The sequence below is a fragment of the Paenibacillus sp. CH40 genome (assembly GCF_024213605.1).
Taxonomy (GTDB): domain Bacteria; phylum Bacillota; class Bacilli; order Paenibacillales; family Paenibacillaceae; genus Paenibacillus; species Paenibacillus polymyxa_B.
Map to the genome: position 1 here is coordinate 27,564 of NZ_JANAVQ010000004.1, position 14,993 is coordinate 42,556.

The window sequence follows — 14,993 nt, forward strand, 5'->3', positions numbered from 1 at the left end:
TTATCTCTCTAGCAACTGACCAGCCTTCATCATCAGACGATCATCCAGATATACATCCGGTTTTTGTACGACTCCGTCAATATGTACACCCGCAGCGACAGTTCCCCCGAAGGTATTATTGCTGCCAAAAGCGACATGAATCGTGCCATATACTTTCTCGTCCTCTAATACAACACCTGTAATGCGGGCTTTATCATTCGTTCCAATACCAAATTCGGCCAGCATTCTACCATCGCCTTCACCGAGCATATCCAGCAGGGACTGTCCGGCTTCCCCTTCTGCGGCGATCAATCTGCCATTTTGCACCGTCAGCAGCAGCGGCTCTTGTAAGGCACCGATTCCCGCTATAGAACCGTCCACCACAATCTGACCCTGTGCCGTTCCTTCTAGCGGAGCAATATACGCTTCACCGGAAGGCAGGTTGCCCGATTCGCCAGGATTCAAATACATACCTGTGCTGGGAACGCCGTTGCGCCCTTCTATGGTAAAGTTCAAGCTATATCCATCCTTTTCAATCCGTACCTGCTTGGCAGCAGTCAGCAATGCGGTTACCTCTTCGGTCAGCGCCTTGACCTTCAGATAATCAGCAGCGATTGCTCCATTCATGAACATATCGTCTGTCATGCCAGGCATGGTCGCCAGGCGTGCTCCAGCAGCTGCGGCCTGCTTACGGGCACTTGTATGTGTCAGCGAATACCGGGTGACACATACAACAACGTTGGAGCGAAGCATGGCTTCGGCAACAGGGACTGGAGGCTCCTCGCCCGATTTGGAACGAACCTTCATCGTCAAAATAGCTGCTTCTGCCCCCAGTGCCTTGCCAGCCTCATATATGGACTCGCCCAATTCTTTTTTATCATCGTCGGTTACGACCAGAAGCGTCTCCCCAGCGGTAAGTCCCAAACATTTTTGCAATACATTTTTACTGATTTCAATACGTTGTTGACTCATAGTTCTTACCTCCAATTTTTAGCTCCTTACACCATTTCCGATACCAGTTTGCCAATCAAGGCATTGGACAATACAACGGGAATCCCTGAGTAATGCGCCGCTAGCTCTCGATGCGTTTCCGTATAGCCCATGCAATCCAGCACGATCAGATCGGCTTGATTCTTGAACTGTCCGGCTGCTCGGCAAAATTCTTCCTCACTGCCACTGTAAGGCGAGGCCGCCGCAAACTCTGGATTCAATCCATAAGGACTGAATTTGAGCTTGACGTTGTTCTTCTGTTCTTCGAGCGGTCCAATGAGGCCCAGTCTTCTTCCGCTGGACATAGCCTTTAGTACAGGGGGAAGCACATGATCTGGCTCAATTAGAAAAGCGCTTCGGGTATGCAATCCAGGAAACACACCGGTACAGAGTAGCAAAATCGTACGTATGCCTTGCTCCTCCAAATGTGTGATTTTTTCCTGGAGCAGCGGCTGGATTTTTTCGCGTGAAATGACCACCGACTCCCCGGTCGTCAAGCGCGAGGTTAATACATATTCTCCCGGTGACGGTGATAGATGCTGTTGTATATAGTCCAATGAGAGCCCATCCAGCGCACCGGCCTGTACCAGCTCTGCCCGTCCTTCCAACGCCCTTTCTACGATAGGGGCCACATCTGACCGAGGGGCTTGCCCAATCGTAATCATCCCAAGCTTATGCATTTTGAACCCCTGCTTTCGCTTCATTTATTTTACGCTCCTGGCGACAAAGGGCAAGCCCGCGGTCTGCCCTTATTTCGGTTCTGGGAATAGTTTTAACTTATGTTACTGCAACTTTCCTAACATAAACAATGTTCGTTCTGACCAAAACAAAGGCTTATTTATTGTGCACAAAGGATAAAAAAACAAAATCATAGCGCTATCATTACATTTTAACCCTTTTTAATGTCAAGAAATATAACGCAGTATAAATATCTCTTCCCTCACTGCCCTGCGCTTTGAAGTGTCTTACCTGTCCGTATATGCTAAAATACTTCCGTATCGGCTATTCGCCTACAGGAGGGCATGATCATGAAACAATCTATTTTGATCGTAGAAGACGAAGAAAAGATTGCCCGGCTTCTAGAGATTGAACTTCAATTTGAAGGCTATCAAGTATGTAAAGAAAAAAACGGAATTGATGGGCTGGAGACGTATTGCAAAGGCAATTGGGACCTAGTGTTGTTGGATATTATGATTCCCGGTCTCAATGGCATCGAGCTACTTCGGAGGATTCGTAAGCATGATGCGAACGTTCCTGTCATTTTGCTGACGGCTAAAAGTTCCATTGCAGATAAGGTCGAGGGACTCGATTTGGGAGCCAATGATTATGTTACCAAACCGTTTGTGATCGAAGAGCTGCTTGCACGTGTACGGGCCGCACTCAGAGTGGGTGCAACGAAAGACATGGCTCCACAAGTGGTAGATAAATGGCTTAGTGCCGGGGATTTACGTCTCCATGAAGGTACTCGTGAAGTTCTTCGGGGAGAGCACAACATTGAGCTTACACCGCGAGAGTTTGACTTGCTCGTTCATTTACTCAGACACCAGCGGCAGGTACTTAGCCGTGAACAATTACTGGAGAATGTATGGGGCATAGATTATATGGGCGATACCAATGTGGTCGATGTGTATATTCGCTACGTGCGCAATAAAATCGACCCTACGCGCCAGCTCCCTGAGCTGATCCATACTGTACGCGGAATTGGTTATGTTCTGAAGGAATCCTTATGAAGCTACAAAACAAAATCCATACGTATACCTCGTTATTATTCGGGATTTTACTTGTGGCCATTAACTTCTCAGTCTATTTCCTATTCAGCCAACTTTCGATAGACAGTCGAAAAGACCAGGTAGAGGCCGCAGCAGAAAACATGATTCGTGGGATTCAACGTGCTCCGATATCCGTAGCCGCTGAGGATCTTCTCCGAGCCTATGTACCGCTGGATGGCATGCTTCGGCTAATGAAACCAGAAGGCGACTTTCTTCCCCCTATCACCTCTTCTTCCGAGCAATCTCTTAGCTTGATGAAGGGCGTTTTTGATGAAACACGGCAGGTTCGCATCATTACCTATGAAAGTAACCGTTACATTCTTGTATCGCTCCCTATGATTTGGACCAATGGCGAGGTTGTCAATCTCCAGGTGACCGAAAGTCTGCAACCGACGATGCAGACGCTACAGGTACTCAGAATCGTACTTGTTGCTGTCACTGGAATTGCGCTCATTCCTGTCGTAGTATCGGGAAGACTGCTCGGCAGACTGATTACACGTCCAATTACATCTATGATTAGCACGATGAAAGAAATTCAGCGCAGCGGGAAATTTAAACGTCTTCCACTCCATTCATCATCACGCGACGAACTGGTCGAAATGGGTGAAACATTTAATGACATGATTGAACTGCTGGAGCGAAATTTCGTCAGGCAAGAACAATTTGTATCTAATGCGTCCCATGAATTGAAGACGCCGCTCACCATTATTGAAAGTTATGCCAGCCTGCTCAAACGGCGGGGGTTGCAGCATCCCAAGATTTTTGCCGAATCCGTTGAAGCGATCCATTCCGAGGCGATCCGAATGAAGGACATGGCAGAGCAGCTTCTTTTGTTGGCCAGAAACGAAGAACAGTGGAATGTCGTGCTGGAGCCTGTACGCCTGACCAGAATAGCGACAGAATTAAAGACTACATTTGAAAATGCGTTCGCCCGACAAATTCAACTGGATGTACAGGCAGACTGCATTGGCTATACCGATGAAAATAAGCTGAAGCAGCTCCTGTTTATCTTTTTGGATAATGCACGCAAATACAGTGACGAGCCGATACACCTGATGATTGATACGATAGGCGATACAGCTCAACCCTGCATAAGAATCACAGATCAAGGAATTGGAATCCCGGAAGAAAAGTTATCTAAAGTATTCGACCGCTTCTATCGTGTGGATGAAGCCAGAAGCCGCGAGGAAGGTGGGACTGGACTAGGCTTATCATTGGCTACAGGAATTGCACAAGCTATACATGCTCAAATTGGGCTAGAAAGTGTAGAGGGGAGCGGAACAACGGCAACGATCATCCTCCCTACCGTTCCAAAATAATAATCCAAAGGAGGGAATAACGATGAAATCCATCTATGTGTGGATGATTGGGGGTACGCTGGCGGCTGTATTGATTACAATTTGTCTTTTACAGTGGCCTTGGGCACGGTCGTTAGTAGCTTCTCCATTGGAAGAAAAGGCCGTCATCCAATCCGTTTTGCATCAGTATCCCGGCGAGGTGCTCGAATCCCAACGCTTGGGTGATTTTTATCTGATCAGGCTGGAACGCGCCAAAGGGAAGTATGATATAAAAGCCAATGCCTATGACGGTGTCATCGACTCCATTAAGCGGACACAAGCTTATACAGATGTGAAGCAGGAGCCCCAAGACCACAATCCCGGTAACTCACCAACCAGAGACACATCGAATCCAGCTAATAAACCTGACCCGGTTTCTCTCGTTATTACAGAGAAAGAAGCAGCCAAGCTTGCTGCCAAAGCAGTTAACGGAACATCCGATGATATTGAGCTTCACCGCAACGACAAAGGCCTCTATTATCTGGTTGAGGTTGAGGTGAAAAATGGGCGTGAAGCAGTGGTACAGGTCAATGCAGTATCGGGCTCTATCGACTCTATAACGTGGGAAAAAGCAAAACAGGAGCACGACGAATCATGACGACTTGATGATCATCTCAGCTCATGTTTTCTCATGGTTTTCTCATGATTCTATTATGTTCCTCTCATGTTCAAGAGATAAGCTGTATTCATGCTTATAGCACAAGGAGGAATGATGTAATGAATAAAAACTATACATTAGGAATTATGGCAGCCACGGTTCTGCTTGGAGTTACAGTTACGGGTGTCTCAGCGAATGCCGTATGGGCCGCTAAACCTACGGGCCTTATTGGAGCGACCGCCGCTGCCAACATTGCCAAGAAGGCTGTGGGGAATAATGCACAAGTTGAAGATGTCGAACTAGAGCGCAAGAACGGAAAAGTATACTATGAGGTGGATCTCCAGCAAGGGGATAAAGATTGGGATATAGATGTTGATGCTTATACTGGGAAAACCATCCGTTCCCATTCTGAGCTTGATCATGACTCGAATGACGAGTCCTCCCTTAACAAGCCAAATGACATCACCCTGACTGAAAAACAGGCTGGACAAATTGCGCTTAAGCACGTGCCCGGGAGTACCCTTTTGTCTTCTAAATTGGATAAGGAAGATGGACAATTCATCTACGAGGTAAAGGTACTCACCAACGAAGGAACCGTTGAGCTTGATATCCATGCATCATCTGGCGCAATCGTGGATACAGACGATGATGATGATGACAACGAATATTAATTAACCAGGTCATAATTAGGGTAACTAAATACAGAGCTAATTAAAACGGAGCAGCGAACTTTCGCTGCTCCGTTTTTTTGACCAATGTGACACAGGAAAAGAACGAAGATGGCTCCATAAAACTGCACCTATTATTTCTTCATGAATAGACTGATAACTAACAGAGGATTACCTTTTTTCTTCAATCCAAAGTCAAGTGAGGTTCTTATGGCGAAATCCTATACTAAAGCACAGATTCGCAAAATCACCCGTCGTTTCGGCCTGATCCCATTAAAATCAAGCTTAGTCTCATCATTATACCGAAAAAATGCAGTGATCCAGGTGAAAACGAAAAAGGGAACTTATGCATTAAAACCCTTTAGTCGTACAAAGATGGTCCGTTCAAATACGATTCAACAGATGGAACGAGCTGTAAGCCATATCAGGCTTTTGAAAAAGAGAAAGTATACCTACATGCCCGCATGGCTCCCCACTCATTCCGGCAAGTTATGGACTCTATATGAGGGAACGCCATTTTATGTAAGTCAGTGGATCAAAGGACGGGGACTGGAGACCGCTGAAGATTTCGAAAAACTGGGGCGGGCACTTGCCACACTTCACGCCACCTCCACCGGCTTGCATCAGATGGATAAAGGAAAGTCCCCTCCGACCATTCAACAATTGCGGATATGGAAAAACCAGGATCGTCTTTTTCAAAAAAAAATGACAAAAACCAGTCGCTATGATAAAACGTACCGCAACTGGTACAATGCTCACGGCGAAGACTGCAAACGTTTATCCAGGCGAGCATGGAAGGATTTGCAGGATGCATCCATTATAAGGATGCTTCGGATGGAACATCGGCATCCCTCCTTGATACACAGTGATATCACTACCCCGAATGTCATTATTTCGGATGACGGTCATCTCAAAATCATTGATTGGGATCGGGTTAAGATCGGCTCAGCCTATGCTGATTTGGCAAAGGCCCTTATGAATACGACTCAATTCAACCCTGAATTTGTGCAATCCTTGCTGAAGGGATACCAAAAACGCAAACCGCTAAGCCGTACTGAACGGAAGATTGTTACAGCTTTATATAAACTACCACGAGAAGCCTGGCATGCTTCCCGACACCCGAATCGTTCAAGAGATCGCGAAATCCTGGACAATTGGGATCAGTCGTGGCCTCTTCGATTACAAATCATCCATATTTTGCAGGATTGGGCTCATGTATAAAAGAAAGTGAGGAGCAAAATGTCGATTTTATCGAACGTTGAGCAGATGTACGGAATCAAAATTCAGCGTAGCCGTCAAATGAAGGACATTCACAAGATTGAGACCGCTAATACGACTTATTGCTTAAAACCCTACAAATTCCCGGAAGAAGAGATCCGTTTTATTACACGTGTCTTGTCCTACTTGGATGAGCGCGGGTTTACACGCAGCCAAAAGGTCTATCCAACAGTACAACAAACGGCTTACATGACCTATGAAGGTGTTTCGTATACATTAACCAATTGGGTTCATGGACTCAGACCAGAATTCACAAAAAGAATAGACTTCAAAAAGGGAATTGCTACTTTAGCCAAATTCCATTCCAGTGCCGTGGGCTTTCCTGTCACTGAAGCTCCGCCATCCAGAATCCGTTATGAAGACTTGAGCGATGAAATAGCTGGATACAAAAAACGCCTCATCCCATACAGAGGCACAGCACATCTCGTAGCTCTTTGTGAGGAAGTGTCCCATCGCCTACAGCAGCCCAAAGTTAGAGAAGCCATTGCTCAGGAGCAAAAAGCCGCCGCATTTATACACGGCGACTATAATTATCCCAATCTGATTAAAGACAAACAGCTCAAAATCCATATGATCGACTTTGAAAATTGCTCCCTACATGTAAGGATGAAAGATCTCTCCCATCTTCTTCATCGGAATTGTCTTTGGAATGGGACAAAGATGCTGCGCGCGATAGATTACTATCAACGATATCGTCCATTGAGCACCCATGATTTGCATCTGCTTCACGCACTATTGATCTCTCCCTATCATGTGGTCCGCAATATCAGAATAGGCGGCTTCCGTTCTGCCAAGCGAGTCATTCCGTCGTTCGTGCATTTGAACAAATACCGACGTGAACTTAGATCACTCTTATAATCTGTCAGCTTGGAACTAAACAAAAAAACAGACCCGATGAAGCGGTCTGTTTTTTTGTGTACTGACAACCAACTACAGGAAAAGCGCATGCCGCTAAAGGCAATCGAATTGCTGACTGTACCGGTACAACCAAAAATGTATAGCATTGTAAACAGCACTTCCCCCTTCTACAATGATGCTAAGACTCAATGCTTAATGGTTTCGAGAAGAGAATTTGGGAAACTAACAATAGAGGTGATTGTACATGTACACCATGACAAAAGAAGAAATAAAAGCTTATTTAAACAGAATCGGAATTCCCGAAATTCAGCCTCCTACCCTTTCCTATTTAGTTGAACTGCATAAGGCTCATGTAAAACATCTTTCATGGCAAACATTGGACATTTTCGCAAGGAAGCCGGCAGCCATTGGTTTTCGAGAATCCATTCAACTCATTCTACATGGGAGAAGTGGTTATTGTTTTCATCTGAATGGTGCCTTTAGTGCACTACTATATTCACTAGGGTACAAAGTCTCTCTGCATCGTGCCGGGGTACAACCTCTGGGAGCTGAACCACGCATTAATTCATTTCATCTTGGACTAACAGTGAACTTGCTAAATGAGCATCATGAAGATGAAGTATGGATTGTTGATGTCGGGCTAGGCGATATGCCCTATGAGCCTCTTCCACTCCGTATGGGGACTTATGAACAAGCCCCTCTTCATTATAAAGTTATGGAATCCGGAGTTGTTACAAAAGGTTGGCGCTTAGAGCATGACTCACTTGCTTCATTTGTTGGCGTTGATTTTGCCCCTGCGGTTGTTCAGGATTTGGAAGAATTCATGCCGAAACATCATTTCTATAGCCGCTCAGCGGAATCTCCATGGTTTAACCTGTTTCTGATTCGGCAAAGGCAAGCATTAGAGGCGAATGAACTCAGAGGATGTATTTGGAAAAGACGCGGGCTACACAGTTTGGAAAAAATAGAACTGGATAAGAAGTCGCAGTGGCTGGAAGTGTTGGCAGATGTATTTGGCGAGCCGCTCGTTAACTACAGTCGCCAGGAACGGGACGAGTTATGGAAAAGAGTACTTGCGGCTCATATAGAATGGAAAAAGTCTATGACTGAATCGTTACAGTAGTGAAGCCTCCAACGTAAGGATAGCCTTCAAGCCACATCTTACACCTTTAGCATTTCCGAGGAGTGCTGCAGCATTTCCAATTCCTTCACCATGTTTTCGATCAGCTTTGTGAACGAAGCCAATTCCTCTGAGCTGGAAGCCTGTTGCCGGGCACTGGCTGTTGTGACAGCTGTTTCGGATTGCACACTGTCAAGCATACGGGCAATATCCAGCACCTTGCGCTGAATTTGCTCCTGTGCTTGCTTCGAATTAGATGCAAGCTTTCGCACCTCCTGTGCCACAATTTGAAACCCGCGCCCTGCTTCCTGCGCATGGGCAGCTTCAATCGCCGCATTCAGTCCCAGCAGATGAGTCTGATCGGACAGTTCCCGGATCGTACCGCTCATCTGCTCAATATGCTTAATCTCGTCACTCAAATGCTGTACCAATTCCTCTGTATGTTCCTGCGAAGAAGCAGTGTTGCAGGCACTCTCCGCGATATTATCCGTATTTTCCCTAAGCTCAGCAATCATCCCGGTCAAATTTTGCGCAATTCGGGACACAACGGTCAACACCTGCGTTTGTTCGTCGGCCAGCTCGTTGATTTGTTCCTTTTCCTTTTCCTGATAAGCTTCCAGTACAAGCTGGGAATCCAGGTTGAACATTTTGGAAAGAGCATGCACAATAGAAAACCAATCCTCTATCCCCGAACGTTTTAAAATGTCGACTGCAATATCAAGATAAGCAATGTACGTGCCTAAATAATAATCGGAAGACAATCCGATTCGGGAATGTACCTGCCCCACAAAAAGACGGTGTTCGATAAACTGATCATCTATTTTTCCATCTGCGAGAGAAAGCCAGTATTCACGTTGTGTTTGTTTTAGTCGTTCAATATTCGACCATTTGGAAATAATCGACATGAGATGCGGAACCTTTTCTACATGCTCATAAAACCGATCGACCACCTCATTCACAATAGATTGGAATAGTCCCTGATAATGATGCAATAAAGCCAAATCATCATCAGTAATACCAATATATTGTATCTGTTTTAATCTACTCTCCGCGACATGAATCATAAGTTCCTCCAAATAATAGTTTACATAGATTTTACATTACCATATTTATCGGCAACTTTTTAGAAAATGTTAAAAAAGCAGAAGATTGATTATGATTTTTTTCATAGCAATTTCAGAAAAATTATATATAAACTCAACTGCTTAATGATACAAAAAAAAGAATCCGGCAGCACCTGAAATCCCCTGTGCTTGCCGAATTCCCTCTACGAAACACGTTCATCGGATACCTCACAACCGTATGACACCATCCAGATCAACCCATGGTTTCACCATACTGTACTTGTTTATTATTCGTCTTACCGATTCAGGAGGCTACCTACATACCTTAACAGATCGTTGGCGCTGGCTCCTGTGTAGCCGTGCTCCTCAATCAGTCGCTTAATCACCTCATTCATCCGTTTGAGCTGATTAGCGTCAGGCGTTTTGGTCGAAGTCGTAATCTTCACAATATCCTTCAAATCGGCGAACAGCTTCTTCTCAATGGCTTCTCGCAGCCGATCATGATGATGATACTCAAACTTTCGTCCCTTGCGAGAATACGCGGAAATACGGATTAATATTTCTTCACGGAACGCTTTTTTCGCATTTTCCGATACCCCGATTTGCTCCTCAATAGAGCGCATGAGCCGCTCATCCGGGTCGAGTTCCTCATCTGTGAGCGGATCGCGAATTTTCGCCCAATTGCAAAAAGCTTCGATGTTATCCAAATAGTTGTCAAACAGCGTCTTGGCTGATTCCTCGAAAGAGTACACAAAGGCCTTCTGCACTTCTTTTTTCGCCAATTCGTCATATTCCTTACGAGCCACGGAAATGAAATTCAGATACCGCTCCCGTTCTTCCTTTGTGATGGAGGCATGTTGATCCAGACCATCCTTAATTGCTCGTAAAATGTCTAGGGCATTGATGGATTCCACATTTTGCTTAATCAATGCACTAGAAATACGATTAATGACGTACCGCGGGTCTACCCCGGACATACCTTCCTCCAGAAACTCACTTTGCATTTCCTTCAGATCGGCTTCCTTGTATCCTTCGACCTCTTCACCGTCATACATGCGCATCTTTTTGACCAGATCCATCCCCTGTTTCTTCGTCTCCTTCAAGCGGGTAAGCACGGAGAAAATGGCAGCCGTTCTCAGCGCATGAGGCGCAATGTGGATATGTCTCATATCACTTTGATCAATGAGCTTGGCGTAAATCTTTTCTTCCTCAGATACTTTCAGGTTATAAGGAATCGGCATTACAATCATCCGTGATTGCAACGCCTCGTTCTTTTTGTTTGCAATAAAGCTTTTATACTCGGATTCATTGGTGTGAGCCACGATCAGTTCATCTGCACTGATGAGCGCAAACCGCCCAGCCTTAAAATTTCCCTCTTGGGTCAGAGAAAGCAAATTCCACAAAAACTTCTCATCGCATTTCAGCATTTCCTGAAACTCCATCAGTCCACGATTCGCTTTGTTCAATTCTCCGTCAAACCGATACGCACGCGGATCGGATTCCGAACCATACTCTGTAATCGTGGAAAAGTCGATGCTGCCCGTCAAATCAGCAATATCCTGTGACTTCGGATCAGAAGGGCTGAACGTACCAATACCAATCCGGTTTTCTTCCGATATAAATACCCGCTCCACGCGGACCTTTTCAATATCACCATCAAATTCCGTGCGCAATCTCATCTGGCAGGATGGGCAGAGATTACCTTCAATCCGTACACCCAGCTCCTTTTCAAAATCGGGACGCAGCTCATGGGGAATCAGATGAAGCGGGTCCTCGTGCATGGGGCAGCCTTCAATCGCGTATACGGCTCCCTGATCCGTTCTTGAAAATTTCTCCAGACCACGTTTTAGCAACGTGACCAGTGTCGATTTCCCCCCACTAACGGGTCCCATCAAAAGAAGGATACGCTTGCGAACATCGAGCCGCCTGGCTGAGGAATGGAAATATTCCTCCACCAACTTTTCCAGCGCTCGATCCAGTCCAAAGATCTCCTGCTCAAAAAATTTGTATCGCTTATGTCCCCCAACCTCTTCTACACCAAAAGATTCAATCATCTTGTAAACCCGTGCATGAGCTGTCATCGCCGGCGTCGGGTCTTTCTTGAGTATCTCAATATACTCTCTAAAAGTGCCGCTCCAGGCCAGACGGTTGTTTTCCGCCCGGTACTCCGCAACGCGTTCAAAAATATTCATGCTCGGTTCCTCCCATGACTGCGTAATGACTATCCTCCACTCCTGATGATTATGGCTACACTCGTCACGCCTTTCAGGATATGATGCAATCCCCTTAAAAAAAGTGTAATACATACCTATGCAGATTGATTTCAGAATTGACCTATTTTTTGTGACAGGTCTCTCTGCTTTTTCGAAAAAACCAAGGGATACACTGTGCTAAAATATACAACAACAACGCGGACCTGACGCATTATGGTACAATATAAGCTCGGAATAATGGGATAAAGGAGCGGGAGAAGTCATGGCGGTTCGGCATGAGACGGAGCTGTACGCTCCGGTGAAAGCCTTTTTTGAGAACTTGGGATATGAAGTCAAGGGAGAGGTGCGCAACTGCGATTTGGTGGGTATCAAGCCAGGGCAACAGACACCATTGATTGTGGAGATCAAAAAGACGTTTAACCTGGCGCTTGTGCTGCAAGGCATGCAGCGTTTGAAACTAAGCAGCAATGTATATGTAGCTGTAGAACGAAATCGTGCCAAAAAAGGGGCCGTGAATCAACGCTGGAACGAGCTGGTCGGACTGTGCCGCCAGTTGGGACTTGGCTTGCTCACCGTCACCCATTTTAAAACGAAGCCGCCGCTCGTTGAGGTACTGTGTAAGCCTGCGGCGCATAGCGACAATGTCCACAATGCAGCAACGGTACGCCACGGCTCGCGCAAGGAAAAGCTGCTGCGGGAATTTCACGCACGCAGCGGTGACCACAATACCGGCGGCAGCACCCGACGCAAGCTGGTCACTGCCTACCGGGAAAAAGCGCTGCGCGTAGCCGCAGCCTTGCAGGGCTTGGGGGAAGCTGCCCCGGCGCAGCTCGCTCGCATAGCAGCCGTCAGCACAGCTGCTGCCGTACTTCAGCACAACTACTACGGCTGGTTTGAGCGCGTATCCCGCGGCCGCTATCGACTGACTCCGTTTGGCGAAGCTGCCCTGAACGAGTATGCGGCAGTACTGCAAGAGCATGGCATAAAAACGGCCGCTGAAATAGACGCAGAGCTTGACGAGGACAGTGGACAGCTCCAGATTGCGGAAGCGCCAATCACTTACTCCACCGTTGTTGTGGAAGCGGAGGATGACTGACATGGGGCGGATGGTTTTCGCTAGCTCCGCGCAGTAAATTCGCTAATCGTTTCACCGATCAGATTCATGCCCATAAGCAATTGCTCACGGCCCGGATGGCTAAAATTAAGGCGAATATGGGACGCGCCTTCACTGCCAACCGCACATAGTGCACCTGGCATAAAGGCTACGCCTTTGGGTAACGCCGCCTTTAGCAGCAATGCGCTGTCCAGCCCATCGGGCAACTGCACCCATACATACATGCCACCGGACGGAATAAGATACGTCACGTCTTTCCAAAACGGGCGCTTGAGCAGCTCCAAGATTAATTGAAGTCGAGTCGAATATTCCTTGTTCAGCATCGCTAAGTGCTCGTGCCATTGAAAACGCGAGCTGGTCAGCAATTGGAACAACAACCGTTGGTTCATCGTACTGGATTGCATATCAGCCAGCTGCTTCAAGGCGTACATTCCTTCAATCAGCGGCGCAGGACCAGCAGCCCAACCCGTTCTGAGCGCAGGAGCAACTGTTTTATTGAACGAACCGATATAGAGCACTTGGCCGCCCTGACCCGCATGATCCAGCGCAAATAGAGAGGGGTAAGTCTCTGCAAATTTTCGACTCTGACCATGTGGACTCTTGTCATGGAACTCATTTTTTTGCTTCAAATGCAATTCACCATAAGAATCATCCTCAACTACTAGCACCTCATGATGCCTGCACAGGTCCAAAATTTCCTGCCGCCTAGCCGCGCTCCATAAGGAGCCCGTCGGATTCGTAAACGTCGGCGTGGCAAAAAAAAGCTTGGGTCGATAACGGATCATCAAAGCTTCAAGCTTATCAGGAATCACACCTTCCCCATCTGATTCTACAGGAACGATCTGAGCACCCTGCATAGATAGCACTTGTAAACATCCAGGAGACGTAGGGTTTTCGACCAATACCGGATCACGCTCATCCACCATCAGCCTTATGATCAGGTCAATGGCCTGCTGACTGCCTGTCGTGAGGAGGATTTGACCTGGTGGTACTCTTACTCCTTTACGCTGTTCCCACTCTCCCGCAAGCCATGCTCGCAAAGGGAAATAGCCCTCCGGTTCACCATACTGGAGGGCGTCAGGGCCGGAGCCAAACACATCATGGGCCGCTTCTTCCAGCAGCTTCACCGGAAACAGCTCTTGTGCAGGTAGTTCTTCAGCCAGAGATATAAAGGAGTGTCTTCTCGCATTTTCCCGGATATGACGCACTGGAGAAGCCAACATCGCAGCCGTTCGTGAAGCAAAGGAATATTGCATGAACATCCTCCTTCTCCTGAAAAATAGGTCATGATCTCCGGGCTGACGCGTCAGGCATATAGCTGCTTCATCTGACGCGCATATAAGGCATAACGTTCAATCGCCTGCGCCCGGCTGGACACGCCTAATTTCGCATAAATTTTACGTAGATAATTATCAATGGAGCGCCGGCTAACTTCGATCTCGATAGCAATTTTGTCATATGTAATTCCTTGTACAATACGTTCCATAATAAACACTTCGGTTTGTGTCAATTCATCAAAAGGCTCGGATGCCATTAACGGCATAAAGGGCCAGTTTCCACACCGAATCCAATCCATTGGTAAAGAAGCAAATCCTTCGCGCAAACCGTTGATCAAATGGATTAACTGGCTCGGTGATGCCTGTTTGGATAACATTCCATTTGCTCCAAGCGAAATTAACTGCTGAAACAACGTAATATTATCCTCATCCGTCATAATAACAATATGGCTGTCCGGAGACAAGGCCCGCATTTGTGTCAAAAATGGTTCCGCCGTTCCCTCAGGCAACCTGTAGTCCATTAAAATGATTTCCGGTCGAATGGAGCAAGCCAGTTCCAAGCCTTCCGTTCCGGAGGAAGACATCCCTCTGACAAGCAAATCCTGCTGGTCTTCCAAAATAAGCTTTGTTCCCAGCATACTTGTAGGATGGATATCTATGATGACCACCTGCCATACTTTTCTCATATCTAAACCTCCTGAGTTTACAAAAAAATACATAGTTAGTAG

Annotated in this window: 14 protein-coding genes; 8 read left to right on the forward strand and 6 right to left on the reverse strand. The window is 46.5% G+C overall.

Translation table 11 applies throughout. The annotated features are described in order from the left end of the window. Both NLX73_RS13315 and NLX73_RS13320 read right to left on the reverse strand, forming a co-directional pair. Positions 1-951: an aminopeptidase gene (locus NLX73_RS13315; RefSeq protein ID WP_254326414.1), complete on the reverse strand. Its 951-nt coding sequence runs from the start codon at positions 949-951 to the stop codon at positions 1-3. A gap of 26 nt (positions 952-977) precedes the next feature. Further along, complete coding sequence (locus NLX73_RS13320; RefSeq protein WP_254326415.1) at positions 978-1,673, reverse strand: AroM family protein; 696 nt, start codon at positions 1,671-1,673, stop codon at positions 978-980. Positions 1,674-1,997: 324 nt separating this feature from the next. Here NLX73_RS13320 and NLX73_RS13325 point away from each other — a divergent pair, with 324 nt between their 5' ends. The 7 genes from NLX73_RS13325 (at position 1,998) to NLX73_RS13355 (ending at position 8,600) form a co-directional block, all read left to right on the forward strand. Continuing rightward, a complete protein-coding gene (locus tag NLX73_RS13325; RefSeq protein ID WP_076294949.1) occupies positions 1,998-2,699 on the forward strand; it encodes a response regulator transcription factor in 702 nt (233 codons plus the stop codon). Then, entirely contained in the window at positions 2,696-4,057 is a 1,362-nt protein-coding gene (locus tag NLX73_RS13330) for a sensor histidine kinase (protein WP_254326416.1), read from the forward strand. Before NLX73_RS13325 ends, NLX73_RS13330 begins: the two co-directional genes overlap by 4 nt. Before the next feature lie 22 nt (positions 4,058-4,079). Beyond that, entirely contained in the window at positions 4,080-4,673 is a 594-nt protein-coding gene (locus tag NLX73_RS13335) for a PepSY domain-containing protein (RefSeq protein ID WP_254326417.1), read from the forward strand. Between the two features lie 119 nt (positions 4,674-4,792). Continuing rightward, positions 4,793-5,344, forward strand: coding sequence for a PepSY domain-containing protein (locus NLX73_RS13340; protein ID WP_254326418.1), 552 nt, complete (start codon positions 4,793-4,795; stop codon positions 5,342-5,344). 207 nt (positions 5,345-5,551) lie between these two features. After that, positions 5,552-6,562 (forward strand): aminoglycoside phosphotransferase family protein, encoded by a 1,011-nt coding sequence (locus NLX73_RS13345; protein WP_254326419.1) that lies wholly within the window; start codon positions 5,552-5,554, stop codon positions 6,560-6,562. Positions 6,563-6,580: 18 nt separating this feature from the next. Further along, positions 6,581-7,477 carry an aminoglycoside phosphotransferase family protein gene (locus NLX73_RS13350; protein ID WP_069291537.1) on the forward strand — a complete coding sequence of 299 codons (897 nt, stop codon included), beginning with the start codon at positions 6,581-6,583 and terminating at the stop codon, positions 7,475-7,477. A 244-nt stretch (positions 7,478-7,721) separates the two neighbouring features. Further along, complete coding sequence (locus NLX73_RS13355) at positions 7,722-8,600, forward strand: arylamine N-acetyltransferase family protein (RefSeq protein WP_165176121.1); 879 nt, start codon at positions 7,722-7,724, stop codon at positions 8,598-8,600. 38 nt (positions 8,601-8,638) lie between these two features. Here NLX73_RS13355 and NLX73_RS13360 read toward each other — a convergent pair whose 3' ends face one another. Together NLX73_RS13360 and NLX73_RS13365 are read right to left on the reverse strand one after the other, a co-directional pair. After that, positions 8,639-9,661 (reverse strand): globin-coupled sensor protein, encoded by a 1,023-nt coding sequence (locus NLX73_RS13360; RefSeq protein WP_061831409.1) that lies wholly within the window; start codon positions 9,659-9,661, stop codon positions 8,639-8,641. Positions 9,662-9,957: 296 nt separating this feature from the next. Then, a complete protein-coding gene (locus tag NLX73_RS13365) occupies positions 9,958-11,853 on the reverse strand; it encodes a PrkA family serine protein kinase (RefSeq protein WP_165176125.1) in 1,896 nt (631 codons plus the stop codon). A 283-nt stretch (positions 11,854-12,136) separates the two neighbouring features. On the opposite strand from NLX73_RS13365, the gene NLX73_RS13370 reads away from it, so the two are divergent. After that, on the forward strand, positions 12,137-12,970 hold the full coding sequence (locus NLX73_RS13370) for a DUF2161 domain-containing phosphodiesterase (protein WP_069291494.1): 834 nt from the start codon (positions 12,137-12,139) through the stop codon (positions 12,968-12,970). Positions 12,971-12,990: 20 nt separating this feature from the next. Here NLX73_RS13370 and NLX73_RS13375 read toward each other — a convergent pair whose 3' ends face one another. Both NLX73_RS13375 and NLX73_RS13380 read right to left on the reverse strand, forming a co-directional pair. After that, positions 12,991-14,244, reverse strand: coding sequence for an aminotransferase-like domain-containing protein (locus NLX73_RS13375; protein ID WP_250261955.1), 1,254 nt, complete (start codon positions 14,242-14,244; stop codon positions 12,991-12,993). A gap of 50 nt (positions 14,245-14,294) precedes the next feature. After that, positions 14,295-14,951, reverse strand: a complete 657-nt coding sequence (locus tag NLX73_RS13380) for a response regulator transcription factor (protein WP_023987808.1) — start codon at positions 14,949-14,951, stop codon at positions 14,295-14,297. Positions 14,952-14,993 lie beyond the last annotated feature (42 nt).